Source organism: Pseudomonas cerasi (assembly GCF_027983475.1).
GTDB lineage: Bacteria > Pseudomonadota > Gammaproteobacteria > Pseudomonadales > Pseudomonadaceae > Aquipseudomonas > Aquipseudomonas cerasi.
On sequence record NZ_JAQJVM010000001.1, the window covers coordinates 1,090,510 to 1,116,704 of the forward strand.

Consider the following 26,195-nt stretch of genomic DNA (forward strand, 5'->3'; position numbering starts at 1 on the left):
CTGAACACACATGGAGAGCAGCAATGACTTCAGTATTCGATCGGGAAGACATCGTCTTTCAAGTTGTAGTCAACCACGAAGAACAGTATTCCATCTGGCCCGACTACAAGGCGATCCCCAACGGCTGGCGCACCGTGGGCAAAAGCGGCTTCAAGAAAGAATGCCTGGCCTACATCGAAGAAGTCTGGACCGACATGCGCCCCCTGAGCCTGCGCCAGAAAATGGAAGCGCAGACGGCCTGATTGAGCGTTATACACAAGTTCTGTAGGAGCGGGCTTGCTCGCGAAGAGGCCGGTACAGCCTTGACTATCGTGCGACGCTCCGCGTCGTCATGCCGTTCTGGACGCTCTGCGTCCTCTCGCGACCCAGAGCATCGAGACCTGCATCCCCACGCTGGAGCGTGCGCAACGATAACTGACTATCGTGCGACGCTCCGCGTCGTCATGCCGGTCTGCGCAACGATAACTGACTATCGTGCGACGCTCCGCGTCGTCATGCCGTTCTGGACGCTCCGCGTCCTCTTTGCGACGCAGAGCGTCGAGACCTGCCGGAGCGTGAGCAACAATAACCTCACCCCTTGCCAGCCAGCACCCCGATAACTCCCTGAATATCCCCCTGCAACTCCGTCAGCGGATCAGCGCCATCAATCCCCAATACCAGCAACTTGCTGTCTGCCGCTTCAATTGCAGCCTTTACCGGCTCTGGCGGCTGACGATGATCAAGCACCAGCGCCACGTCGTTATCCTTGAGGGTCGCGCTCAGTTTGCTCAATGCCTCGGGCGTCCACTGTTCGTCGGTCAACACCTGAGTGTCGATCAGCTCCAGATTCAGCCCGCTGATCAGGTAGCCGAAGCGGTCTGACAAACTCACCACACTCAAATTGTCTGCACCGGCCAGTGCCGCTTCGCTGCTGGCACTCAGCTTGAGCAACTGCTGCTTGAACGCCGCCAGATTGGCCTCGATCTTCGGCTTCGCACTCGGTGCCAGGCGCACCAGGTCCGCCGCCAGCACATCGGCCATGCGCCCCATATTATTGCTCGCCAGCCACGGCTGACTGTTCAGCCCGTCAGTGCCTTGGCCCGGCTGTACGGCGATGCCTGGCAAGCTGCCGTCCACCGGACGTGCGGCGTCGATCTCGACGATACGAATATTGCTGCGCCGTGCATTGGGGTAGAGCGGGTCATCGGCCCAGATTGAGCGCAAGCCGATCACCGCGTCGGCGTTGGTGGCCAGCCCGCGCAACGCATCGGCACCACGCCCGGTGAAATACGCCGTCTGACGCGAGCCCGGCAGATTGGCCGCAGCAGCGCGTTCCAGCATCACACCACTGTCCTTGAGCAGTATTTCGCCCAGGCCATAGGTGATCGGCAGGCTGGCCAGCACCCGTACCGGTTTTGCGTTGTCGGTTTTGGCGTCGGCGGCATACAGGCTGTTGCTGAACAGGCCGGTCATGGCCAGCGCCAGGGTCAAGGTACGTAATGTAAGCATTTATCCAATATTCCCTTTCAGGCTCGGCAGCGTGCCGCGCGCGATGGCGGCGAGGGCGAAAGCCATGCCCGCCACCAGAATGATTGCCGCGCCGGACGGCACGGGCAGGTCGAAGACGATGGGCAGCAGGATGCCGCACAGGGTGCTGAATGTTGCAATGGCGACCGAAATCCAGAAAAAACCCTTGAGCGACTGACTCAACAGGCGTGCCGCCGCCGCTGGAATCACCAGCAACGCACCGACCAGAATTGCACCAATGACTTTCACCGCAGCGACCGTGATCAGCGTCACCAGAATCACGAACAGGTAATCCAGCGTCTTCACTGCCACACCGCGCACCGCAGCCAGTTGTGGATTAAAACTGGCCAGCATGATGCGGTTGTACAGCGGCAGGCTCAGGCCCATCACCAGCGAACCGACGATGAGCAGCACCAGCAGGTCATTGCCGTTGACGGTCAGCACCGAGCCGAACAGCACGTTTTCCAGGATGTGCACGTTGATCTTGCCGGCCAGCACCAGCAGCAGGCTTGCGCCGAGCGCCAGCGACACCGAGAGGAACACACCGATCAGCGTGTCCGGTGCCAGCCCGGTGCGGTTGCGCAGGTAGTTGAGGACGATACCGAACAGCAGGCAATAGCCGAACAGCGCGCCATAAGGCCCGGTGTACGGTTCGCCGAGCAGAATGCCGATCGCTACTCCGGTCAGTGCCGCATGGCCCACGGCTTCGGAGAAAAACGCGAAGCGCTTGACCACCACCAGTGTTCCCAGCCCGCCCAGCACCGGGCCGATCAACAGGCCGGCGAGCAGGGCGTTGACCACGAAACCGTAGGCCAGCGCCTCGGGCAGATAACCGGAAGAGGCGAGGCCCTGAATGAACAGGCGAAAGGTTTCGTAATCCATCACACGGCGCTCCCGTTAACAGCATCAGCAGTGCGCGGATGAGCAGAAAACAACGTCAGCAGGCGTTCCGGCGTCAGTGCCGTGGCGGCAGACTCGTCGAACAATACGCGGCGATTGAGCCCGGTCACCTGATCCGCCAGACGCCGCACCGCATCCAGATCGTGCTCGATCCATAGCACCGTTATACCGCTTCGGCGCCAGTCACCAAGCAGGCGCTCGAAGACTTGAATCCCTGCTTCATCCAGCGCCGACATCGGCTCATCCAGCACCAGCAATTGCGGGGCAGGAATCAGCCCCTGCGCCAGCAATACGCGCTGCCGTTCGCCACCGGAAAGCGCGCCCATGCGCCGTTTGCGCTTGTCCTGCATCCCGACCCGTTCCAGTGCCTCGCCAATCGCTGCCGCGTAGTGCTTCGACAAGCCCAAAAACGCCGGGCGTCGCTGACACATCGCAGCCATGAAATCGTCGACGGTCATCGGCAGGCCACGGTCGAACTCCAGCGCCTGCGGTACATAGCCAATCAGTCCTGGAGCAGCAGGCCACAGCAGGCTCAATTGGCCCTGATGCGGTGTCTGCCCAAGCAGGGTCTTGATCAGCGAGCTTTTGCCACCGCCGTTCGGGCCGACCAGTGCGTGTACGCTGCCGGCGCGCACATTGAAGTGAACCTGATCGAGAATCGTGGTGCGCCCGAGGGTCAGGCTGACCTGATTGAATTCGATGCCCGGCCCCTGGCTGGCGATGTCGAGGTGCTGTGCAGCCGTCATGCGCCCGACTCCTGAATGGCCCGTACCACTGTGTCCAGGTTGCCGGCCATCTCCTTTTCGTATTTGTCGGCGGTGTATTCGCCATAGGAAATATGCGACAGCGGGTACAGCTTGACCCCGGATTCACGCTGAATGGTCTCGACGTAGGTGGACGGGAAATCCATCTCCGAGAAGATCACCTTCACGTCCAGTTCGCGCAGTTGGTCGATGGTTTTTTTCAACTGGCTCGGGCTGGGCTCGATGCCATGCGCCGGTTCAACCACGGCGGTGACTTCCAGGCCGAATTCGCGCAGCAGGTAGTCGTAGGCGGCATGTACCGTGGCCACGCGCAGGTCGGCGTTGGGTGCCTTGGTCAGTTTGGCGAGCGCATCGGCGCGCATCTGACGCAGGCGCTTGCCGTAGGCGCGGGCGTGGGCGGTGTAGGTTTTGGCATTGTCCGGGTCCAGCTTGCCCAACTCGCGGGCGATAGTGTTGACCTGCGCAATGGACGCACTGATCGACAGGAAGGTGTGCGGGTTGACCACTTTGCCGGCACCTCGCGCCGCCACCCCGGTGGCCGCCAGCAACGGCACATCGGCATTGGCCTCGATGGTCTTGATGTTCGGCGTTTCACTGGCGGCGATCATGCGGTCGGCAAAGTCGTCGTGGCCGACACCGTTGAGCACGATCACGTCCAGTGAGCCGATGCGCTTGATGTCCTCGGCGCGCGGCTCATAGGCATGCGGATTGAAGCCCGCCGGGATCAGCGGCACAACGTCGGCCTTGTCGCCGACAATATTGCTCACGTAGCTGTAGTAAGGGTGCAGGGTAATGCCGATGCGCAGGCGTTTGGCCGGTTCGGCGGCAAAGCTGGACGGCGCCAGCAGGGCGACCATCAGCCCCGTCAGCAGGACGCGCAGCAAGGGACGGCGTTTGAATGAAATAGGCATGGGCAAGCGGTCTTCTTTCAAAGGAATGCGGAGTTTCAGTGCGGGTGCTGACGGGTCACGCCAGCATCGAATTGCGCGACGACCTGTTTCCAGCCTGAATCGATCAAGGCCCGGTCACTGAGGTCGCTGACCGCCGCCGGCGAGGCGTTGCGGTTGATCCAGATGTCCGGCTGCTCGCCGGAATCGACACGCATCAGAAACGAACCGGCCACGCTCGGCGTCCGGCTCAGTCCCAGGTAGGACTGCTCGATCATCTGCCAGGCATGGTCGCCACGGCTCACCGAACTGGCATCCGTGGCGAACGGCGCAAAGCCTTCGTCGCCCAGTTGCTGCGGGGTGATCGGTGTCTGCTGCTCGCTGGCCAGCAGGCGGATTTCGTCGAGGGTCACGCGCAGGTCGGCGTAAATGCCTTGTTCCGCAGCGCTCAGGTCGCGTCGTGCGTCCAGTTGGTAGATGGCAATGCTGTGCGTTTCCCGGGTATCACGATGCAGGCTGATCACGCCTGCAGCGCAGCCAAGGATCAACAGGCACAGCACCAGCACATACAGGGTTTCATGCCCGGCGCCTGCCGGACGGACGATGTGTCGGGTTGGTGTGCTCATGGGGCCTGGATATCCGCCTGATCGATTTCCACCACGTGACCGGGACCGGCGTCGAACAGCACGTAGAACTCGGAGGCGGGGCGTTTGAAGGTCACCGTCGAGTCTTCGCCGAGCTTGCCGGGCACCAGGATGGTTTCGTCGTAGCCGATCACGTCCAGGGTCACACCCGGCGCACCACTGCCGTCGGAAAAACCGCCAGTGCAGCGGATCTGCTCGGTGTCGATCTGTTTGCATTCGCACATCGGGTTATGCGCCAGGGCGTTGCCGCTCAGGCCAAGCAGGCACAGGGCACTGGCCGTCAGCCAGCGCAGGGAAGGGCGGGCACTCATGGTTGGGCTCCTTGTTTTTTCAGCCACGCCACGGTGCTGGGCGAAGCCTGTTGCAGGGGAATGGAAGTCTGATGCACGGCGCCGTCCCAGCCTTCCATGGTGATCCACAGCTCGGCGTCGGGATCGGTGTTTTGCGCGATCTGCATGAAGGCGCTCATGCGGTAGCCGCCACCGAAGAAAATCACCCCGGCGGTGCGCAGGCTGCGCGGTTTGCCGATGCGCAGATAAGTGGCCTTGACCCGGTCGATGCAGGCGTTGCACAGCGCTGCGTTGAAACTTTTCATGTAGCCCGAAGGGCCGGACAGTCGCGGCGCTTCGTGGCGGTCCTCTGCCAGACGCAGGCTCCACGGGCCGACCTGAATTTCGCCGACCTCGCGCTGGCCGAGGCCCTGATCACCGCGGTCCAGCGCGTTGTCGGAGAAGTACTTGGGCATGAAACCCAGCGGGATCAGCACCAGCAGCACGTTGATGTGGAAGCGCCACTTATGCCAGAAACGGCTCAGTGACGATGCAGGTTGTGCAACAGCGGCGGCCTTGCTCACAGACTGTTCTCCGGGGTGCGGGTCGCCAGCGGCGAGGGCGTGGTGTTTCGTGGGGGTGCAGCGGCCGTTGCCGGGCGGGTTCGGGCTTCACGCTTGAGGGCGTTGAGCGTCGCCAGGGCAGTACGTTTGCTCCAGATCAACAGGCCGCTGAGCACCATCATGCTCAGCAGCAGGCCGAAGAATGCCCAGATCAGCTTGATCCAGATGCCGCCGAAATCGCCGGTGTGCAGGGGGCGCATGGACTCGGTGACGAACTCCAGCTTGTTGCGGTCCGACAGCAGGTGTGACGCGGCAATCTCGCCGCTGTACGGGTTGATTTCGGCGGTCTGGAACATCAATGGATACCAGCTGCGTCCACCCACCTGCATGTTGCTGTAGGCATTGAACGGCGGCGTGATGAAGCTGGCTTCCAGGCCCGGAATCCGCTCCTTGGCGATTTCCACGGCGCGCTCCAGGCTGATGGTTGGCGCAGGACTGCCGTCTGCAGTCAGCGGCACGGCGCTGTGCGGAATGATCGACGCGACCTGGGATTTGCTGGAAATACTGATCTGGTTGTCGCCCAGAATCGCCTGGATCAGAAACCATGTGCCGGTAATGGAAATCACCGCAATGAACCAGATCGACCAGACGCCGCTGAGGCGATGCAGGTCGCCCCAGAAAATCCGTGGACCCTGGCTGAAACGTACGGGTTTGAAAAAGCCGCGCCAGAATTTCTTGTAGACCACCAGACCGGTCACCAGCGACGCCAGCAATGGCAGGCCGAGAATCGACACCAGATACCAGCCCCACGAATAACCGTTGGTAAACGGCACCAGCCACCAGCCGTGCAGCGCGCGGGTGAAGCGGCGGAAGTCGAACGACGGGGTAATGCCCTGAATCACCCCGGTGTAAGGGTTGACGTAAGCCGGGACCGAACGCCCGTCGGGGTAGGTGATGAACACGCTCAAGGCGAAGTAGTCGCCGTCCGGCTGCATGATGGTGCCGACGATCAGGTCCGGTTCGTTGCGTTCGATGGTGGCGCGAATCTGTTCGAAGTTCAGGCGCGGGGCATCGTCGGAAGGGCGGTTGTCACGCATCTCCGGGTTGGCCAGCCACATGATTTCCTTGCTGACCACGGCCAGCGTGCCGGTTACACAGACGATCAGCACGAAGAACCAGATCGGCAGGGCCAGCCAGCTGTGGACGAGAAACCAGATTTTTGAACGGGACTTCTTCGACATGGATAAACAATCTCGATTCGCGATGTGGCGCGGACGTCAGGTGAGCGCTCTTTTTAGTACGCGCGGGCGTATAAGGCCTCGCATTCAGTTAAAGACGAATGAGGGCCAGATTCCTGTAAGAGCTTTTTGCGTTTTAAATGCAAAAAAATGTTTCAGCGCGGGCGAACGCCTTCGCATGCCCCGTGAATGGGGTGGTACGGCTAATTTTTCAGCGGCGCAGTACGTTCAATCTGGACATTGGTGTTGCGCCAGGCCACAGGGGCTCGGGCGCTTTTGCCATCAAGGGAGAGACATCATGAGTCATGCGTTGAGTTTGGATATCCGGCCGCTGCTGGCAGGGGCGGGCAGCTTGCCGATGCTGGTACAGGCACCCGAGCCCGGTCTGGACTTGATGGAAGCGCTGGGCGAACTCAAGCCTCTGGTCGCCGGGCACTTGTACAGCGCTGGCGGGATTCTGTTTCGCGGCTTCGAGGTGGGCGGCGCAGAGGCATTTCGCGAGTTCGCCGCCGGTTTCGGCGATCCGCTGCTCAATTACGAGTTCGGCTCTACGCCGCGCAGCAACGTCACCAAAGGCGTGTACACCTCGACCGAGTACCCGGCGCACCAGAGCATACCGCTGCACAACGAGCAGGCCTACACGCTGGAATGGCCGATGAAGATCTGGTTCTACAGCATGATCGCGGCGCAGACAGGTGGCGAAACACCGATCGCCGACAGCCGCGAAATCTACCGACGCATTCCGGCGCGCATTCGCGAGCGCTTTGTCGAAAAGAAACTGATGTACGTGCGTAACTACGGCAACGGGCTCGATGTGGAATGGAGTCAGGTATTCAATACCGAAGATGAGTCCGTGGTCGAAGCCTACTGCCGGGCGCACAACATCGAGTGCGAATGGAAAGACGACGGCGAACTGCGCACCCGCCAGATCTGCCAGGCAATATCGCGCCACCCGGTGACCCACGACACCGTCTGGTTCAACCAGGCGCACCTGTTCCACATCTCCAACCTGCAGCCGGAAGTGCGCGAAACCCTGCTCGACGTAGTGGACGAAGAAGACCTGCCGCGCAACGTCTACTACGGCGACGGCTCGCCCCTCGAAGAAACCCTGCTGGACGAAATTCGCGGCGTACTTGATGAATGCACCGTCAGCTTCCCATGGCTGGAAAACGACGTACTGATGCTCGACAACATGCTCACCGCCCATTCCCGCGCACCCTTCACCGGCAAACGCAAAGTGGTGGTGGCCATGGCACAGGGGCATTCGGATAAGTAAACGCCTTTGCCTGCTTTGGCCCCATCAAAGTAGGTCGCCGAGGGGCGAAAAGGTGACCTGAGTCGAACCTCAGTCTACCTGAGGTCACAGAGCCGCTGTGTGATGCAGAGCGTGGGGACGATAGTCACAGAGTGCGCAATGGCCTCTTCGCGAGCCAGCTCGCTCCCACAACATGGCATGTGGCATTACCACGCGTGAGCGTGCATAACGATGGTTGTCCGGCTTGTGATTATCATGCCTGCGCTCCGCGTAGGCATGCAGTTCTGGACGCTCTGCGTCCTCTCTTCAGTGCGCGGTGCAATGCAGAGCCTCACCCCCGAGAAACCTTTCTAAATATTTCCTCGCCAATTCGTTCTTGTTGATACGACCCCGCCCGACGGTCAGCCCCACTCAGCAAGGATCGACCCATGAACCCCGAACACGCCCAGAAACTCGCTCGCCGCTTTGTCGAGTTACCCCTTGAAAAACGCCGCCTGTTCCTCGATGGCATGCGCAAGGAGAACATGGATTTCTCGCTGTTCCCGATCCCTTCCTGTGCCGGGCTGGCCGAGCGTGACGGTCTGTCCTATGCCCAGCAACGTATGTGGTTTCTCTGGCAACTGGACCCGCACAGCGCGGCCTACAACCTGCCGATGTCGGTATGCCTGAACGGTCCTTTGGAGCTGCCTTTGCTGGAGCGGGCCTTCAGTGCGCTGGTCGAGCGACATGAAAGCCTGCGCACCACCTTCGGCCAGGAGGGCGACCGGGCGTTTCAGCGTGTCGCGCCGCCAGCGCCAGTGAGCATTCGCCTGACCGACCTGAGCGCTTTGCCGCCCGGGCAGGGCTGGGCCAGTGCGCGTCAGGCCAGCGCCGAACAGGCCGCGCAAACCTTCGATCTGCAGCGCGGGCCGCTGTTCACCGTGCAGGTGCTGCGTCTGGCCGAACAGGAGCACCTGCTGCTGCTCAACCTGCACCACATGATCACCGATGGCTGGTCGATGAACGTGCTGATCGACGAATGGCTGCGCGGCTACGACGCGCTGCTGGCCGGTAAACCGCTGCCTTTTCAGCCGCTGCTTGTGCAGTACCGCGATTACGCGGTCTGGCAACGCAGCTGGCTGGAAGCCGGTGAGCAGGAGCGTCAGCTGGACTACTGGCGCAGCCACCTGGGCGACGAGCATCCGCTGCTGGAGCTGCCCACCGACCGTCCCTATCCGGCCTTGCCCAGCCACGACGGCGCTCGCCTGGAGCTGGCACTGGAGCCCGAGCTGCTGCGCAACCTGAAAAGCCTCGCGCAACGCCAGGGCGTGACCCTGTTCGTGGTGCTGCTGGCGACCTTCAAAAGCCTGCTGCATCGCTACAGCGGGCAGACCGATATCCGTGTCGGCGGCCTGATCGCCAACCGCACCCGTAGCGAAACCGAAGGGCTGGTCGGCTGCTTCATCAATACTCAGGTACTGCGCAGTGCAGTGACGGCGCAGACCCGCTTCGTCGACCTGTTGAATATCGTCCGCGATGCCTCGACCGGTGCCCAGGCGCATCAGGAGTTGCCATTCGACGCCATCATCGACGCCCTGCAGCCGGAGCGCAGTCAGAGCCATAACCCTTTATTTCAGGTGATGTTCAATCACCAGCCGGTGGTGGCTGACCTGCTCGACAAGCAGTTGAGCGGCGGCCTGCGCGTGGCCAATCTGCCTGCCGAACAACAGGCACTGGCGCAACGCTCGCACGCCGCCGCCAGCGACCTGATGCTGGCCACCAGCGGTGAAGGCGAGCAACTGCATGCCGCCTTCACCTACGCCACCGACATTTTTGACGAGTCGACCATCGCTCGTCTGGCCGGGCACTGGCGCAACCTGTTGGCCTCGGTGTGTGCTGACCCGCTGCAGACCATCGCCGAACTGTCGATGCTCTCGGCCGACGAGTGCACGCAACTGCTGGATGTCGACAGCGCCACCAAAGCCGACACCACAACCCCCGCGCATCGCCAGTTCGAAGCGCAAGTGCAGCGCACACCGGACGCCCCGGCATTGATCCTCGCCGGTGAAGGCCAAGCGCCCAGCCTGAGTTACACCGAACTGAATGAGCGCAGCAACCGTCTGGCCTGGCAACTGCGTGAGCAAGGTGTCGGCGCAGACGTGCTGGTCGGCGTGGCGCTGGGTCGTTCGCTGGACATGCCCGTGGCGCTGCTCGCCGTGCTCAAGGCTGGCGGCGCTTATGTACCGCTGGACCTGAATGCGCCGAGCGAACGCTTGCGTCATGTGTTGGCGGACAGTGGCGTGAAACTGCTGCTGACCCACAGCGATCAGCTGACCAGGCTGCCTGAGCCGGCTGACATTCAATGCCTGTGCATCGATCGGATGAGCAGCGAAGCCGCCAGCGTGCAAAACCTCGACGGCCCGATCGATCCGGCCAGTCTGGCCTACGTGATTTACACCTCGGGGTCGACCGGGCGGCCCAAAGGCGTGGCGATCAGTCATGCGGCGCTGGCCGAGTTCGTCACCCTGGGGGCGGACTACAGTGACCTGCGCGAAAGCGACCGGGTCCTGCAATTCGCCACCCACAGCTTCGATGGCTTCGTCGAGCAGTTCTACCCACCGTTGTGTCGCGGTGCGGCCGTTGTCCTGCGTGACGAACGCCTGTGGGACAGTGCCACCTTCCATCAGACCATCGTCGAGCACGGCGTGACCCTCGCCGACTTGCCAGCGGCCTACTGGCTGACGCTGGTTCAGGACTTCGCCGCCAGCCCGCCCGCACATTACGGCGCGCTACGCCAGGTGCATGTCGGCGGCGAAGCCATGGCCGTGGAAGGTCTGCACCTGTGGCGCAAGGCAGGGCTGGGGCATGTACGCCTGCTCAATACCTACGGCCCGACCGAAGCCACCGTGGTGTCGAGCATTCATGATTGCAGCACGCTGACCCCGCCGCAGGTGTCCTGGCGCGGCGTGCCGATCGGTCAGGCGCTGGCAGGACGACGCCTGTACGTTCTCGACGATCAAATGAACCTGCTGCCGCAAGGTGCGGTGGGCGAGCTGTACATCGGCGGTCCTGGCCTGGCGCGGGGTTATCACGCCCAGCCCGGCCTGAGCGCCGAACGTTTCGTCGCCGATCCGTTTGTCAGCGGTGAGCGCCTGTACCGTACCGGCGACCGCGCCCGACTGCGCGCCGATGGCGCTGTCGAGTACATTGGCCGGGTCGATCATCAAGTGAAAGTTCGCGGTTTCCGTATCGAGCTGGGCGAGGTCGAATCGCGCCTGCAGCAATGCACGGGCGTGCGCGAGGCTGTGGTGCTGGCCGTCGAACTGGCGGGCGGCACGCAGCTGGTCGCCTACGCCGTGCCGGACGTTGCCGCCACCACAGAGGCCAAACAGTCGGCCCTGCGCCAAAGCATCCGCATCCAGCTGCAAGCCTGCCTGCCGGATTACATGGTGCCGACGCACATGCTGCTGTTGCCCGAATTGCCCCTGACGCCCAGCGGCAAGCTGGACCGCAAGGCATTGCCAGCCCCCGACGCAAGCCAGTTGCAGGCGCGTTATCGGGCGCCGCGCAGCGAGGTGGAAATCTGCCTGGCGGCCATCTGGCAGGACGTCCTGCATGCGCCTCAGGTGGGTCTGGACGATCACTTTTTCGAACTGGGCGGGCATTCGCTGCTCGCCGCGCAAGTCATCGCCCGGATCAAGACGCAGTTGGGCATCAGCCTGCCGCTGCGCACTCTGTTTGAAAAACCGCTGCTCAGTGAGCTCGCCGGCGAAGTGGCAGCGCTGACCGACAACAGCACGGACAACGACTGGAGCGACATGGACCAGTTCATGGATTCACTGGAGGAATTCGGCGCATGACCGGGACCACTGCTGCACGCATCGCGAAACGTTTTGTCGGCCTGTCGCTGGAGCAACGCCAGCAGTTCCTTGCCCGGTTGCGCCAGGAAGGCAAGGATTTCAGCCTGTTGCCGGTTCCGGTCAGTCGGCATGATGTCAGCGCCATTCCGCTGTCCTTCGCTCAGCAACGCCTGCTGTTCCTCTGGCAGCTCGATCCCTCGAGCGACGCCTACAAGATGACCACCGGCCTGCGTCTGCACGGCACGTTGAATGAGTCGGCGTTGCGTCGTGCGTTCGATCACCTGATCGAGCGCCACGAGGTGCTGCGCACGGTGTTTCACACTGATAGCGATCAGGCGCAGCAAGTACTGTTGCACGACCAGACAATCGCGTTGGAGTGTATCGATCTGGCCGGTTTGACCGATGTCGAACTGCGCGATGCCGAGCTGGCGCTGCGAGTGGCCACCGTCACGGGCCAACCGTTTGATCTGCGCACGGGGCCGCTGTTGCGCGCGCACCTGTTTCGCCTCGCGGACGATGAACATGTGCTGGTCGTGAGCATGCACCACATCGTCTCCGACGGCTGGTCGATGGACGTGATGATTCAGGAGTTCGTGCACTGCTATCAGGCGTACTGCGAAGGCCGTGAGCCCGCGCTGCCCGAACTACCGCTGCAATACGCCGATTATGCGATCTGGCAGCGCAGCTGGCTGGAGGCGGGCGAGGGTGCACGTCAGCTGGACTACTGGCGTAACCAATTGGGCGAAGAGCAACCGCTGCTGGACGCCGCACCGGATTTCCCGCGTCCGGCCACGCAGAGCTACCAGGGTGAGCACCTGCGCTTCGATTTCGGTGCTGACCTGTCGCAGCGGCTCAACGCCTTTGCGCGCACGCAGGGCATGACCCTGTTCATGCTGGTGCTGGCCGGCTTTTCGCTGTTTCTGTCGCGCAAGGCCGGGCAGCGCGATATCCGCATCGGCGTGCCGAATGCCAACCGCGGTCGCGCGGAAACCGAAGGGTTGATCGGCTTCTTCATCAATACTCAGGTTTTGCGCTGCCAAGTGGACGAACGCCTGAGCTACCTTGACCTGCTGGCGCAGATTCGCGACACCTCGTTCGGTGCGCAGGCGCATCAGGACGTGCCCTTTGAGCAACTGGTCGATCAACTGGCGCCCGAGCGCAGCCTGGGTCACAACCCGCTGTTCCAGGCCAAGTTCAACCAGAACGTGGTCCTCAAGCAGAAAACTGCGCTGAGGCTGGCCGGGCTTGAGGTCAGCGAGTATGCCTTCGACAAACAGGGCGCGCATTTCGATTTGGCGCTGGACATCACTGACGACGGCACACTGATCCACGGCGACATGGCCTACGCCAGCGACCTGTATAGACGCTCGACCGTCGAAGGCTTTATTCCTGAACTGCTCGCGCTGTTCGAAACCCTGCTCGACGCGCCGCAGGCACCGCTGTTCAGCCTGGGAGCACTCGCGGTCGAGCCAAGGCGCGACGCTCGCGAACCCGCACCGCACATGCTGCAACTCTGGGACCGACAGGTCGAACGGCAACCTCATGCCCAGGCAGCCCGCTGCCTGGAGCGCACGCTGACCACGCTGCAACTGGAGCAGGCCGCCAATCAGCTGGCTCATCATCTGATCCGCATGGGCATCAGCGAGGGCAAGCCGGTCGCAGTATTGATGGAGCGTTCGCTGGACTGGCTGACGGCCGTGCTGGCGATTTTCAAGGCCGGCGGCGTGTACATGCCGCTGGACGTCAAAGCCCCCGATGCGCGACTGCAACAGATGCTGGTCAATGCGCAGGCCGGGGTGCTGCTGTGTGCCGAGGGTGATGTGCGGCAGACGTCGCTGGGTGTTGCCGGTTGTCAGGGCCTGACCTGGACGCCTGCGCTGTGGCAGGACCTGCCTGTCAGTCGCCCTGACACCCGGCCTTCAGCCGATTCGGCGGCCTACGTGATTCATACCTCCGGCTCGACCGGCCAGCCAAAAGGGGTGCTGGTCAGCCAGGGTGCGCTGGCCAGTTACCTGCGCGGCTTGCTGGAACAGCTGCAACTGGCACCCGAGGCAAGCATGGCGCTGGTCTCGACCATCGCCGCCGACCTCGGCCATACCGTGCTGTTCGGCGCGCTGTGTTCGGGACGCACGCTGCACGTGCTGACCGAGGCGCTGGGTTTCGATCCGGATGCCTTCGCGGCCTACATGGCCGAGCATCAGGTGGGCGTGCTGAAAATCGTCCCCGGTCATTTGGCCGCGCTGTTGCAGGCCGGCCAGCCAGCCGACGTACTGCCGCAGCATGCGCTGATTGTCGGCGGCGAAGCCTGCTCGCCCGTGCTGATCGAGCAGGTGCGTCAGCTCAAGCCGGGTTGCCGGGTGATCAACCACTACGGGCCGAGCGAAACCACCGTTGGTGTGCTGACTTATGAGGTGCTGATGTCGCTCCCACAGGATGCATGTGTATCCACTGGGGTGAACGTTGGCGACCCTCTGCGCAGCGTGCCAGTCGGCACATCGTTGCCAGGGGCCAGTGCTTATGTGCTGGACGACGTGTTGAACCCTGTGGGCACTCAGGTTGCCGGCGAGCTGTACATCGGCGGCGACAGCGTGGCGCTGGGCTATATCGGCCAGCCCGCGCTGACCGCCGAGCGCTTCGTGCCGGACCCGTTCGCGAAGGATGGCACGCGCGTCTACCGCAGCGGCGACCGCATGCGCCGCACTCATCAGGGCCTGCTGGAATTCATCGGCCGGGCTGACGATCAGGTCAAAGTGCGCGGCTATCGCGTCGAGCCGGCAGAGGTCGCGCGGGTATTGCTGGGCCTGGCTTCGGTGGCGCAGGTCAGCGTACTGGCGTTGCCCATCGATGACGATGATACCCGGCTGCAATTGGTGGCCTACTGCGTGGCGGCAGGCGGGGCTGACCTGAGTGTCGACAGCTTGCGCGAGCAACTGGCTGCGCGCTTGCCGGACTACATGGTGCCCGCGCAGATCATGCTGCTGGACAGTCTGCCACTGACCGCCAACGGCAAGCTCGACAAGCGCGCCTTGCCCAAGCCTGGCATGGTCAAACAGCGCTACACCGCGCCAGTCGGCGAGATCGAGGAAAAGCTCGCCGCCGTGTGGGCGGATGTCCTCAAGCTGGAACAGGTCGGCAGCACCGACAACTTCTTCGAGCTGGGCGGCGATTCGATCCTCAGTTTGCAGATCATCGCCCGCGCCAAGCGTCAGGGCATCAAGCTCAGCCCCAAGCAGCTGTTCGAAAAGCAGACCATCGGCCAACTGGCCTCGGTGGCGAAACTGATTCAAAAGAAGCCCGCCTCCGTGGCGGAGCAGATCAGCGGTTCGTTGCCGTTGCTGCCGATTCAGGCGCGTTTCTTCGAGCTGGACATCCCCGAGCGTCAGCACTGGAATCAGGCGCTGATGCTCAAGCCGTTGCAAGCGCTGGAGGCCACTTATCTTCAGACTGCATTGACTGCGCTGGTCGAACAGCACGACGCACTGCGCTTGGGTTTCACCCAGCAGAGCGGCCAATGGCAGGCCACCTTCGGCGCGCTGAACACTCGTGAGCTGGTCTGGACCCATGAGCTGGACAGCATCGAGCGCTTGTCCGAACTGGCCGACGAAGCGCAGCGCAGCCTGGACCTGAAAAACGGCCCGCTGCTGCGTGCCGTGCTGATCAACCTGCCACAAGGCGAACAGCGCCTGTTGCTGGTGATTCACCATCTTGTGGTGGACGGCGTGTCATGGCGGGTGTTGCTGGAAGATCTGCAACAGGCGTATCGCGCCCTGGCGCAAGGCCAGCCGGTAGCACTCGCGGCAAAGACCACGTCGCTCCAGCGTTGGGCCGAGCAATTGCAACAGTATGCGACCGGCCAGAAGCTGAACACCGAGCGCGATTACTGGCTGCAGGCCTTGCAGGGCGCAGACCAGCCGCTGCCTCGCGACAAGCCCGAAGGCACGATGCGCAATCGCGACGCGGCGCATGCCTCTTCCTGGCTGAGCCGGGACCTGACCCACAAGCTGCTGAAAGTCGCGCCCGCCGCGTACCGCACGCAAGTCAACGATCTGCTGCTGACGGCGCTGGCCCAGGTCCTCTGCGAATGGAGCCAGCAGCCCTCGGTGCTGATCCAGCTGGAAGGGCATGGCCGTGAAGACCTGTTCGACGATACCGATCTGAGCCGCACCGCAGGCTGGTTCAGCAGCCTGTTTCCGGTGCGCCTCACGCCGCAGATCGCGCCGGGTGCAAGCCTGTGCGGCATCAAGGAGCAATTGCGTGCGGTGCCCGACAAGGGCATTGGTTACGGCGTGTTGCGCTATATGGGCGAGGCGTCTTTCGCGCAGCAGTTGGCTGCCTTGCCGCAGGCGCGGGTCACGTTCAATTACCTGGGCCAGTTCGACGGCAGCTTCAACGAACACCAAGGCGCGCTGTTCGTACCGAGTGCCGACAGTTCAGGCACTGCGCTGTGCGAGGACGGGCCGCTGGGCAACTGGCTGAGCCTCAACGGTCAGGTGTTCGACGGCCAGTTGCAACTGGACTGGAGCTTCAGCTGCGAGGTGTATCACGCCTCGACCATCGACACCCTGGCGCGTCGCTACGAGCAGGCGCTGACCACCCTGATCGAACATTGCACGGCCGGGCATCAAGGCGTCACGCCTTCGGACTTCCCGCTGGCGCGCCTCACCCAGACGCAGCTTGACGAGCTGCCGATTGCTGTGGGCCAGATCGAGGATATCTACCCGCTGTCGCCGATGCAGCAGGGCATGCTGTTTCATTCGCTGTTCGATGAAGGCGCGGGCAACTACATCAACCAGTTGCGGGTGGACATTCGCGGGCTGGATGTGCCGCGTTTCCGCGATGCATGGCAGGCCGCGGTGGACAAGCACGACGTGCTGCGCAGCGGTTTTGTCAGCCAGCGCGAGCAGTCGCTGCAAGTGGTGCAGCGTCAGGTCGAGGTGCCTTTTGTCGAGCTGGATGCGCGCGGTCAGCCGGAAAGCTGGCTCGACGACTGGGCGCAGGCCGACCGTCAGCAAGGCTTCGATCTGGCGCAAGGGCCATTGTTACGCCTGGCCGTGTTGCGCACCGCCAAAGACGCGTGGCATCTGGTGTATACCAGCCACCATATCCTCATGGATGGCTGGAGCAGCTCGCGCCTGCTCGGTGAAGTGCTGCAACGCTACAGCGGGCAGATGCCAGCGAAACAGGCAGGCCGCTATCGTGATTACATTCAGTGGCTACAGCATCAGGATGCCGCCCTCAGCGAGCATTTCTGGACTGCGGAGCTGGCGGAACTGGACGAGCCGACCCGTTTGCTGCAAGCGTTCAAGTCTTCGGCCGAGGGGCAGGGCTACGGCGACTACATCCAGCTGATCGACAACGACGGCACCCGACGCCTGAACGCGTTTGCCCGCGAGCAGCGCGTCACCCTCAATACGCTGCTGCAATCGGCCTGGCTGTTGCTGCTGCAACGCTATACCGGCCAGTCCAGCGTGACCTTTGGCGCGACCGTGGCCGGGCGTCCGGCCGAGTTGCCGGGTGTCGAAGAACAGCTGGGGCTGTTCATCAACACCCTGCCGGTCATCGCCAGCCCGCGTGCCGAGCAGACGGTGGCCGACTGGGTGCAGCAGGTACAGACGAAGAACCTTGCCCTGCGCGAGCATGAGCACACGCCGCTGTATGACATCCAGCGCTGGGCGCGCAACAGTGGCGAGGCGTTGTTCGACACCATTCTGGTGTTCGAAAACTACCCGGTGTCCGAAGCCCTGCAACGTGCGCCGGACGGTCTGGCCTTCAACGACCTGCGCAATCAGGAGCAGGCGCATTACCCGCTGACCCTGGTGGTCGAGGCCAATGAGGTGCTGTCGGTGCGTTTCAGCTACGACCGCCAGCACTTCAGCGCCGAAGGCATTCTGCAACTGGCGGCGCATTTCGATCACCTGCTGCAGAGTCTCTGCGCATCGGCAACCACGCGACTTGGCGAACTGGCATTGCCAACCGCCTGGACGCAAAGCGTGCAGCGCTACCCGAGCGAGCACTGCGCCCATCAACGCATTGAAACCCAGGCCGAGCGCACACCGTTGGCCATCGCTCTGAGCTTCGGTGACGAGCAACTGAGCTATCAACAGCTCAACTGCCGCGCCAACCAGTTGGCCCATAAACTGCGTGAGCAGGGCGTCGGTCCGGATGTTCGCGTCGGGCTGGTCGTTGAACGTAGTCTGGAAATGATCGTGGGAATGCTGGCGATCCTCAAGGCCGGTGGCGCTTACGTGCCGCTGGACCCGGATTATCCGCAGGATCGCCTGAGCTTTCTGATGCAGGACAGCGGTATCGAACTGCTACTGACCCAGGCGCCGCTGCTTGGCAAACTGCCAATCCCCGAACAGGTACAGACGCTCGACCTGGCTGATGCGCTGAACGGTTACAGCACGGAAAATCCGCTCAACCAGACCGCGCCGGACAACCTGGCCTACGTGATCTACACCTCGGGCTCGACCGGTAAGCCAAAAGGCACCTTGCTCGCCCATCACAACCTGATGCGCTTGTTCGCGGCCACAGATGACTGGTTCACATTCAGCGAAAAGGACGTGTGGACGCTGTTCCATTCCTTTGCCTTCGACTTCTCGGTCTGGGAGATCTTTGGCGCACTGCTGCATGGCGGCCGACTGGTCATCGTGCCCCGCGAAGTGACCCGCTCGCCGGAAGATTTCCATGCACTTCTGGTCGAACAGCAGGTCACGGTGCTCAACCAGACACCGTCGGCGTTCAAGCAGTTGATGCGTGTGGCGTGTGATTCGCCTGTACCGATGTCACTGGAAAAAGTCATCTTCGGCGGCGAAGCGCTGGACGTCGCCAGCCTGAAGCCGTGGTTCGACCGTTTTGGTGATCAGGCAGCGCAGTTGATCAACATGTACGGCATCACCGAAACCACGGTTCACGTGACCTACAGGCCAATAACCGAGGCCGACACGCAAAACCCGGCCAGCCCGATTGGCGAGGCGATTCCCGACCTGTCGTGGTATGTGCTGGACGCGGATTTCAATCCGGTCGCCCAGGGTTGCAGCGGCGAACTGCACATCGGTCATGCCGGTCTGGCGCGGGGTTATCACAACCGCGCGGCGCTGACCGCCGAACGCTTTGTGCCGGACCCGTTTTCCAACGACGGCGGCCGCCTTTACCGCACCGGCGACCTGGCGCGTTATCGGGCTGGTGGGATGATCGACTACGCCGGGCGCATCGACCATCAAGTGAAAATTCGCGGCTTCCGTATCGAGCTGGGCGAAATCGAAGCGCGGCTGCATGCGCACCCGGCCGTGCGCGAAGTGAGCGTGCTGGCGCTGGAAGGGCAATTGGCGGCGTACCTGGTGCCTACCGAGCCTGATCAGGATCAGCCAACGCTGCGTGAAACGCTGAAAAGCCAACTCAGGGCGCACTTGCCCGATTACATGGTGCCTACCCATTTCATCGTTCTCGACAGCATGCCGTTGACCGCCAACGGCAAGCTTGACCGCAAGGCGCTGCCTGCGCCGGACGCCAGTCAGTTGCAGGCCACCTACAGCGCCCCGCAAGGCGAGCTGGAGCAGCAACTGGCAGCGATCTGGGCCGATGTATTGAAGATCGAGCGGGTCGGTCGCAGTGACAACTTCTTCGAGTCGGGCGGGCATTCGCTGCTGGCGGTGCAAATGCTCGTGCGGGTGCGCGAACAGTTGCAGCACGAGGTCAGCCTCAAGGATGTCTTCGAGCAACCGGTGCTGGCGGACTTCAGCGCCACGCTGCAGGAAAAAAATGGCGAAAGTGGCCACGCGCAGGACGAATTGACTAAATCACTGGAGGCACTCAAACGTTTATCAGCGGAGGAAATTGATAATTTGATTGCTTAGCAGGAGAGACCCCAGTGCAACAGTTGCTTGACTCCGTTAAATCGCTGTCCGCCCGTGAACGCAAGGCGCTGGCGGTGCTGCTCAAGCGTCAAGGGGTGAATCTCTACGGGGTCACGCCGATCGCAGTGCGGGAGACGCAGGTGCCGTCCGCGCTCTCCTACGCGCAGCAGCGGCAATGGATCATCTGGCAACTGGAACCGCACAGCGCGGCTTATAACATTCCGCTGGCGTTGCGCCTGCACGGCGCGCTGAATGTCGAGGCATTGCGGCGCAGTGTGGAGCAACTGATCGAGCGTCACGAAACGCTGCGCACCACGTTTGAACAGCAGGGCGATGAAGCGCTGCAGGTGGTGCATCCGGTATCGCCTTTTGCGCTCGGTGTCGAGCAACTGGCGGCTGGCGAGTCCGTTGAAGCCTGGGTGGATCGCCACGTGCAGCAGCCTTTCGATCTGCTGCAAGGGCCGCTGCTGCGGGTCAACGTGCTCAGGCTGAGCGGGCAGGAGCATGTACTGGTGTTGACCCAGCACCACATCGTCTCCGATGGCTGGTCGATGCCGATCATGGTCGAGGAGTTGATGCAGTTCTACCAGGCCGCCAGCCTCGGTCGCGAGGTCAAGCTGGCGCCTTTGCCGATCCAGTACGCCGACTACGCCCTCTGGCAGCGCAACTGGCTGGAAATGGGTGAACAGGAACGCCAGCTGGCGTACTGGAAGCAGCAACTGGGCGAGCAACAGCCGATTCTGGAATTGCCCACTGATCGGCCGCGTCCTGCGCTGCGCAGTTACCAAGGTGCGCGGCTTAACGTCGAGCTGGACGCTGCGCTGCTTGACGGCCTCAAGGTGCTGGCGCGGCAACAGGGCATCACCCTGTTCATGCTGTTGCTGGCCTCGTTGCAGACCCTGCTGCATCGCTACAGCGGTCAGGCTGATATACGCGTCGGCGTGCCGGTCGCCAACCGTACCCGCAGCGAAACCCAGGGGCTGATCGGCTTCTTCGTCAACACCCAGGTGCTCAAGGCTGAATTCACCACGCAGACATCCGTGGCCGAGCTATTGCAGCAGGTCAAACACACCGCCGTACAGGCGCAGGCGCATCAGGACCTGCCGTTCGAGCAACTGGTCGAAGCCTTGCAGCCGCAGCGCGACCTGAGCCGCAGCCCGCTGTTCCAGGTGGCCTACAACCACCAGAGCGAAGGCCACAACCAGACCCGTGAGCTGGCAGGGCTGCGTCTGGAATATCAGGTGTCCGACAAGCACACCGCGCAGTTCGACCTGACCCTCGACACTTGCGAACGCCCGGACGGCCTGACAGCCGCATTGACCTACGCCACCGACCTGTTCGACGCATCGACCATCGAGCGCATGGCCGGGCACTGGCGCAACCTGCTGAGCGGCATGTGCCGCGACGTCAACCAACGCATCGCCGACCTGCCGCTGTTGAGCGTCGATGAACGGCAAGACACCCTGCGCGACTGGAACCGCGACATTGCGGTTTACCCAAGCGATTATTGTGCCCATCAACGTATTGAAATCCAGGCCGAGCGCACGCCGCTGGCCATCGCTCTGAGCTTTGGTGCCGAGCAGATGAGCTATCAACAGCTCAACCGCCGCGCCAACCAGCTCGCCCATAAACTGCGTGAACAGGGCGTTGGCCCGGACATGCGCGTCGGGCTGGCCGCCGAGCGCAGTCTGGAGATGATTGTGGGGATGCTGGCTATCCTCAAGGCCGGTGGCGCTTACGTGCCGCTGGACCCGGATTACCCGCAGGATCGCCTGAGCTTTCTGATGCAGGACAGCGGTATCGAATTGTTGCTGACTCAAGCGCATTTGCTGGGTCAGTTGCCGATTCCTGCACACGTTCAAACCCTGGATCTGGCTGATGCGCTGAACGACTACAGCACCGATAACCCGATCAGCCAGACCGCGCCGGACAACCTGGCCTACGTGATCTACACCTCGGGCTCGACCGGTAAGCCAAAAGGCACCTTGCTCGCCCATCACAACCTGATGCGCCTGTTCGCGGCGACGGATGACTGGTTCACATTCAGCGAAAAGGACGTGTGGACGCTGTTCCATTCCTTTGCCTTCGACTTCTCGGTCTGGGAGATTTTCGGCGCGCTGCTGCATGGCGGCCGACTGGTCATCGTGCCGCGCGAAGTAACCCGCTCGCCGGAAGATTTCCACGCGCTGCTGGTCGAACAGCAGGTCACGGTGCTCAACCAGACACCGTCGGCGTTCAAGCAACTGATGCGTGTGGCCTGCGATTCGTCGCTACCGCTGTCGTTGCAGAAAGTCATCTTTGGCGGCGAGGCACTGGACGTCGCCAGCCTGAAGCCGTGGTTCGAGCGCTTTGGCGATCAAGCGCCACAACTGATCAACATGTACGGCATCACTGAAACCACGGTGCACGTGAGCTATCGACCAATCACGCTGGCCGACACGCAGAACCCGGCCAGCCCGATTGGCGAGGCGATTCCCGACCTGTCGTGGTATGTGCTGGATGCTGATTTCAACCCGGTTGCCCTGGGTTGCAGCGGCGAACTGCACATCGGCCATGCCGGTCTGGCGCGGGGCTACCATCACCGCGCCGCGCTGACCGCCGAACGCTTTGTGCCGGACCCGTTCTCCAATGATGGTGGCCGCCTCTACCGCACCGGCGACCTGGCGCGTTATCGCGCTGCCGGAACCATCGAATACGCCGGGCGTATCGACCACCAGGTGAAGATTCGCGGCTTTCGTATCGAACTGGGCGAAATCGAAGCGCGGCTGCATGCGCTCCCGGCGGTGCGTGAAGTGAGCGTGCTGGCGCTGGAAGGGCAGTTGGCGGCGTACCTGGTGCCTACCGAGCCTGATCAGGATCAGCCAACCCTGCGTGAAACGCTGAAAAGCCAACTCAGAGCGCACTTGCCCGATTACATGGTGCCTACCCATTTCATCGTTCTCGACAGCATGCCGTTGACCGCCAATGGCAAGCTGGACCGCAAGGCGTTGCCTGCGCCGGACGCCAGTCAGTTGCAGGCCACCTACAGCGCCCCGCAAGGCGAGCTGGAGCAGCAACTGGCAGCGATCTGGGCCGACGTGTTGAAACTCGAGCGGGTCGGACGCAGTGACAACTTTTTCGAGCTGGGTGGGCATTCGTTGCTGGCCACTCAGGTGATTTCGCGTATTCGTCAGCAACTGGACGTCGAGTTGTCGTTACGCGACTTGTTCGAAGCGCGTGATCTGGCGGCCTTCGCGCTGGCAGCCGGCGCAGGGCAGGGCAACGACGCGCCGCGCTTCATCAAGGCCGACCGCACGCAGCCGCTGGGGCTGTCTTACGCGCAGCAGCGTCAGTGGTTCCTCTGGCAGCTTGATCCGCAGAACACCGCGTACATTATTCCCGCAGCCCTGCGCCTGCGCGGTTCGCTGGACATCGCTGCGCTGGAGCACAGTTTCAGCGCGCTGATTGCCCGTCACGAAACCCTGCGTACGACCTTCCGCCAGCAGGGCGAGCAGGCGCTGCAGATCATCCACCCGCCACGTGCCTTGATCCTGTCTGTCGAGTCGCTGCCCAGCGGCCAGACTCTTGAAGCTTGCGTGCAGCAGGAAATGCAGCGCCCGTTCGATCTGGAGCAGGGACCGCTGTTGCGGGTCCGCTTGCTGAACCTCAACACCGATGAGCATGTGCTGATTCTGACTCAGCATCACATCGTCTCCGATGGCTGGTCGATGCCGATCATGGTCGATGAACTGGTGCGCCTTTACGAGGGCTACAGTCAGGGCCGTGAGGTGAGCCTGACCGCGCTGGACCTGCAATACGCCGACTACGCACTGTGGCAGCGGACCTGGATGGAGGCTGGCGAGCAGGCCCGGCAGCTGGATTACTGGAAGCAGCAATTGGGCGATCAGCAGCCGATTCTGGAGCTGCCCGCCGATTATCCGAGGCCAGTGGTGCAAAGCCATGCCGGTGCGCGTCTGGCAGTCGAGCTTGAGCCTGCGCTGATCGATGGCTTGAAGCAGGTTGCGCGGCAACAGGGCGTGACTCTGTTTATGCTGTTGCTGGCCTCATTCCAGAGCCTGCTGCACCGTCACAGTGGCCAGTCGGATATTCGCGTCGGCGTGCCGATTGCCAACCGCAACCGCGCTGAAACCGAAGGCCTGATCGGCTTCTTCGTCAACACACAGGTGCTGCGCGCCGAGTTTGACGTGCATACGACGTTCAATGAGTTGCTGCAGCAGGTCAAATACACCGCCCTGCAAGCCCAGGCGCATCAGGAGCTGCCATTCGAGCAACTGGTCGAAGCCCTGCAGCCACAGCGCAGCCTTAGCCACAGCCCGCTGTTTCAGGTGATGTTCAATCACCAGAGCCAGGCCAGCGCCGACGTCCGCGCGCTGCCCGGTCTGCAGGTCGAAGCGCTGCTGCCGGACAGTTACCCGGCGCAGTTCGACCTGACCCTCAACACTGCCGAACATGACGGTGGCCTGAGCGCTGGCCTGACCTATGCGACAGCGTTGTTCGACCCGCGCACCATCGAGCGCATGGCCGGGCACTGGCTGGCCTTGTTGCAGGCCATCTGCGCCAATGCCGCACAGCGCATTGCCGAAGTGCCGATGCTCGACGTGGCTGAACGGCAGCAGATTCTTCACGACTGGAACGCTACCGCTGCAGACTTCCCCAACGAAGCCTGCCTGCACAGCCTGATCGAAGCCCAGGTGCGCGCCACGCCGGACGCATCGGCGCTGGTTTTCGCCACTGAACAACTGAGCTACGTACAGCTCAACGCCCGCGCCAATCAGCTTGCGCATCGCCTGCGTGAGTCGGGCGTTGGCCCGGACGTATTGGTGGGCATCTGCGTCGAGCGCAGCCTGGAACTGGTGATCGGTCTGCTGGCGATCATCAAGGCCGGTGGCGCCTACGTGCCGCTGGACCCGGACTACCCCGAGGATCGTCTGGCCTACATGATGCAGGACAGCGGCATCGGTTTGCTGTTGACCCAGACGGCGCTATTGGCGCGTTTGCCGGTTCAGGTACAGAGCCTGTGCCTGGATCAGGACGGCGACTGGCTGGAGGGCTACAGCACCGCCAACCCGGTCAACCTCAGCCATCCATTGAACCTGGCTTATGTGATTTACACCTCCGGCTCAACCGGCAAACCCAAGGGCGCGGGCAACAGTCATCGTGCGCTGGTCAACCGTCTGCACTGGATGCAGAAAGCTTACAAAATTGATGGCAGCGATACCGTTCTACAGAAGACGCCGTTCAGTTTCGACGTGTCGGTCTGGGAATTCTTCTGGCCGCTGATGACCGGCGCGCGTCTGGCCGTGGCGCTGCCGGGTGATCACCGCGACCCCGAGCGGCTGGTGCAGACCATCCGCGAGCATCAGGTCACGACGCTGCACTTTGTGCCGTCGATGCTGCAGGCGTTCATGACTCATCCCCAGGTGGAAAGCTGTGACACGCTGCGCCGAGTGGTATGCAGCGGTGAAGCACTGCCTGCCGAGCTGGCCGCTCAGGTGATTAAGCGTTTGCCGCAGGCCGGTTTGTACAACCTGTACGGTCCGACCGAAGCAGCCATCGACGTGACCCACTGGACTTGTAGCGCCGACGATATCCTCAGCGTGCCGATCGGGCAGCCGATCGACAACCTGAAAACCCATATCCTCGACGACGGTCTGCTGCCAGCTGCACAGGGCGTGGCGGCGGAGTTGTACCTGGGGGGCGTCGGTCTGGCGCGTGGTTATCACAACCGTGCAGCACTGACGGCCGAGCGTTTCGTGCCGGACCCGTTCGACGAGCAGGGCGGCGGCAGGCTGTACCGCACCGGCGATCTGGCGCGTTATCGCGACGCAGGTGTTATCGACTACGCCGGGCGTATCGACCATCAGGTGAAGATTCGCGGCTTGCGCATCGAACTGGGCGAAATCGAAGCCAGCCTGCTGGAGCACGACAGCGTTCATGAGGCGGTGGTGATCGACGTTGAAGGCCCGTCCGGCAAACAGCTGGCGGCGTATCTGGTGGTCGGGCACCACGACGATCAGTTGCGTGATGCGCTCAAGGTCTGTCTCAAGGAATCGCTGCCGGATTACATGGTGCCCACGCATTTCATCGTGCTGGACAGAATGCCGCTGAGCGCCAACGGCAAGCTCGATCGCAAGGCACTGCCTAAGCCGGACGCCAGCCAGTTGCAGCGCCAGTACGTCGCACCCTGTACCGAGCAGGAACAGCAGATGGCGGCGATCTGGGCCGATGTGCTGAAAGTCGAGCGTGTCGGGCTGAGCGATGATTTCTTCGAGCTGGGTGGTCACTCGCTGTTGGCGACGCAGCTGATTTCCAGAATCCACACCGGCCTGGGAATCGACACTCCGCTGCGCCTGATCTTCGAGAAACCGCAACTGAACGAATTTATTCAGGCCTTCGCCGGCAGTGGCCTGTCGCTGACCGAGGACGGCTTGTCCGATATTGAAAAAATGATGAATGAAATGGCGGGTATCTGAC

The 26,195-nt window shown here is 62.4% G+C and carries 13 protein-coding genes; 5 read left to right on the plus strand and 8 right to left on the minus strand.

The features are described 5' to 3' along the window. Positions 1–23 precede the first annotated feature (23 nt). Positions 24–242 carry an MbtH family protein gene (locus PI739_RS04775; RefSeq protein ID WP_003304661.1) on the plus strand — a complete coding sequence of 73 codons (219 nt, stop codon included), beginning with the start codon at positions 24–26 and terminating at the stop codon, positions 240–242. A 328-nt stretch (positions 243–570) separates the two neighbouring features. Here the strand turns inward: PI739_RS04775 and PI739_RS04780 are convergent, their stop codons facing one another. The 8 genes from PI739_RS04780 to PI739_RS04815 are packed head-to-tail and all read right to left on the minus strand — an operon-like array spanning position 571 to position 6,774. After that, positions 571–1,488 carry a metal ABC transporter substrate-binding protein gene (locus PI739_RS04780; RefSeq protein ID WP_074808067.1) on the minus strand — a complete coding sequence of 306 codons (918 nt, stop codon included), beginning with the start codon at positions 1,486–1,488 and terminating at the stop codon, positions 571–573. Further along, positions 1,489–2,388: a metal ABC transporter permease gene (locus tag PI739_RS04785; protein WP_003348835.1), complete on the minus strand. Its 900-nt coding sequence runs from the start codon at positions 2,386–2,388 to the stop codon at positions 1,489–1,491. Further along, a complete protein-coding gene (locus PI739_RS04790; protein WP_248680664.1) occupies positions 2,388–3,152 on the minus strand; it encodes a metal ABC transporter ATP-binding protein in 765 nt (254 codons plus the stop codon). Before PI739_RS04790 ends, PI739_RS04785 begins: the two co-directional genes overlap by 1 nt. Beyond that, positions 3,149–4,081 carry a metal ABC transporter substrate-binding protein gene (locus tag PI739_RS04795; protein ID WP_271351524.1) on the minus strand — a complete coding sequence of 311 codons (933 nt, stop codon included), beginning with the start codon at positions 4,079–4,081 and terminating at the stop codon, positions 3,149–3,151. The genes PI739_RS04790 and PI739_RS04795 overlap by 4 nt, the downstream gene beginning before the upstream one ends. Before the next feature lie 35 nt (positions 4,082–4,116). Next, a complete protein-coding gene (locus tag PI739_RS04800) occupies positions 4,117–4,683 on the minus strand; it encodes a DUF6162 family protein (protein WP_003371677.1) in 567 nt (188 codons plus the stop codon). After that, positions 4,680–5,012, minus strand: a complete 333-nt coding sequence (locus tag PI739_RS04805) for a hypothetical protein (protein WP_003318855.1) — start codon at positions 5,010–5,012, stop codon at positions 4,680–4,682. The genes PI739_RS04800 and PI739_RS04805 overlap by 4 nt, the downstream gene beginning before the upstream one ends. Further along, positions 5,009–5,554: a PA2404 family protein gene (locus tag PI739_RS04810; RefSeq protein ID WP_072364606.1), complete on the minus strand. Its 546-nt coding sequence runs from the start codon at positions 5,552–5,554 to the stop codon at positions 5,009–5,011. Before PI739_RS04810 ends, PI739_RS04805 begins: the two co-directional genes overlap by 4 nt. Further along, positions 5,551–6,774: a PepSY-associated TM helix domain-containing protein gene (locus tag PI739_RS04815; RefSeq protein ID WP_003436572.1), complete on the minus strand. Its 1,224-nt coding sequence runs from the start codon at positions 6,772–6,774 to the stop codon at positions 5,551–5,553. The genes PI739_RS04810 and PI739_RS04815 overlap by 4 nt, the downstream gene beginning before the upstream one ends. A 295-nt stretch (positions 6,775–7,069) precedes the next feature. Here PI739_RS04815 and PI739_RS04820 point away from each other — a divergent pair, with 295 nt between their 5' ends. The 4 genes from PI739_RS04820 (at position 7,070) to PI739_RS04835 (ending at position 26,194) form a co-directional block, all read left to right on the plus strand. Then, positions 7,070–8,047, plus strand: coding sequence for a TauD/TfdA family dioxygenase (locus tag PI739_RS04820; protein WP_003371683.1), 978 nt, complete (start codon positions 7,070–7,072; stop codon positions 8,045–8,047). A gap of 407 nt (positions 8,048–8,454) precedes the next feature. After that, positions 8,455–11,865 (plus strand): non-ribosomal peptide synthetase, encoded by a 3,411-nt coding sequence (locus tag PI739_RS04825; RefSeq protein ID WP_074808076.1) that lies wholly within the window; start codon positions 8,455–8,457, stop codon positions 11,863–11,865. Beyond that, positions 11,862–19,721, plus strand: coding sequence for a non-ribosomal peptide synthetase (locus PI739_RS04830; protein WP_271351525.1), 7,860 nt, complete (start codon positions 11,862–11,864; stop codon positions 19,719–19,721). The genes PI739_RS04825 and PI739_RS04830 overlap by 4 nt, the downstream gene beginning before the upstream one ends. Before the next feature lie 14 nt (positions 19,722–19,735). Further along, positions 19,736–26,194, plus strand: a complete 6,459-nt coding sequence (locus PI739_RS04835) for a non-ribosomal peptide synthetase (protein ID WP_271351526.1) — start codon at positions 19,736–19,738, stop codon at positions 26,192–26,194. Position 26,195 lies beyond the last annotated feature (1 nt).

What these genes read in the sequence shown, in the direction of transcription:
- PI739_RS04775 (WP_003304661.1), top strand. Translation starts at nt 24, where the DNA reads ATGACTTCAGTATTCGATCGGGAAGACATCGTCTTTCAAGTTGTAGTC.
- PI739_RS04780 (WP_074808067.1), bottom strand. Translation starts at nt 1,488, where the DNA reads ATGCTTACATTACGTACCTTGACCCTGGCGCTGGCCATGACCGGCCTG.
- PI739_RS04785 (WP_003348835.1), bottom strand. Translation starts at nt 2,388, where the DNA reads ATGGATTACGAAACCTTTCGCCTGTTCATTCAGGGCCTCGCCTCTTCC.
- PI739_RS04790 (WP_248680664.1), bottom strand. Translation starts at nt 3,152, where the DNA reads ATGACGGCTGCACAGCACCTCGACATCGCCAGCCAGGGGCCGGGCATC.
- PI739_RS04795 (WP_271351524.1), bottom strand. Translation starts at nt 4,081, where the DNA reads ATGCCTATTTCATTCAAACGCCGTCCCTTGCTGCGCGTCCTGCTGACG.
- PI739_RS04800 (WP_003371677.1), bottom strand. Translation starts at nt 4,683, where the DNA reads ATGAGCACACCAACCCGACACATCGTCCGTCCGGCAGGCGCCGGGCAT.
- PI739_RS04805 (WP_003318855.1), bottom strand. Translation starts at nt 5,012, where the DNA reads ATGAGTGCCCGCCCTTCCCTGCGCTGGCTGACGGCCAGTGCCCTGTGC.
- PI739_RS04815 (WP_003436572.1), bottom strand. Translation starts at nt 6,774, where the DNA reads ATGTCGAAGAAGTCCCGTTCAAAAATCTGGTTTCTCGTCCACAGCTGG.
- PI739_RS04820 (WP_003371683.1), top strand. Translation starts at nt 7,070, where the DNA reads ATGAGTCATGCGTTGAGTTTGGATATCCGGCCGCTGCTGGCAGGGGCG.
- PI739_RS04825 (WP_074808076.1), top strand. Translation starts at nt 8,455, where the DNA reads ATGAACCCCGAACACGCCCAGAAACTCGCTCGCCGCTTTGTCGAGTTA.
- PI739_RS04830 (WP_271351525.1), top strand. Translation starts at nt 11,862, where the DNA reads ATGACCGGGACCACTGCTGCACGCATCGCGAAACGTTTTGTCGGCCTG.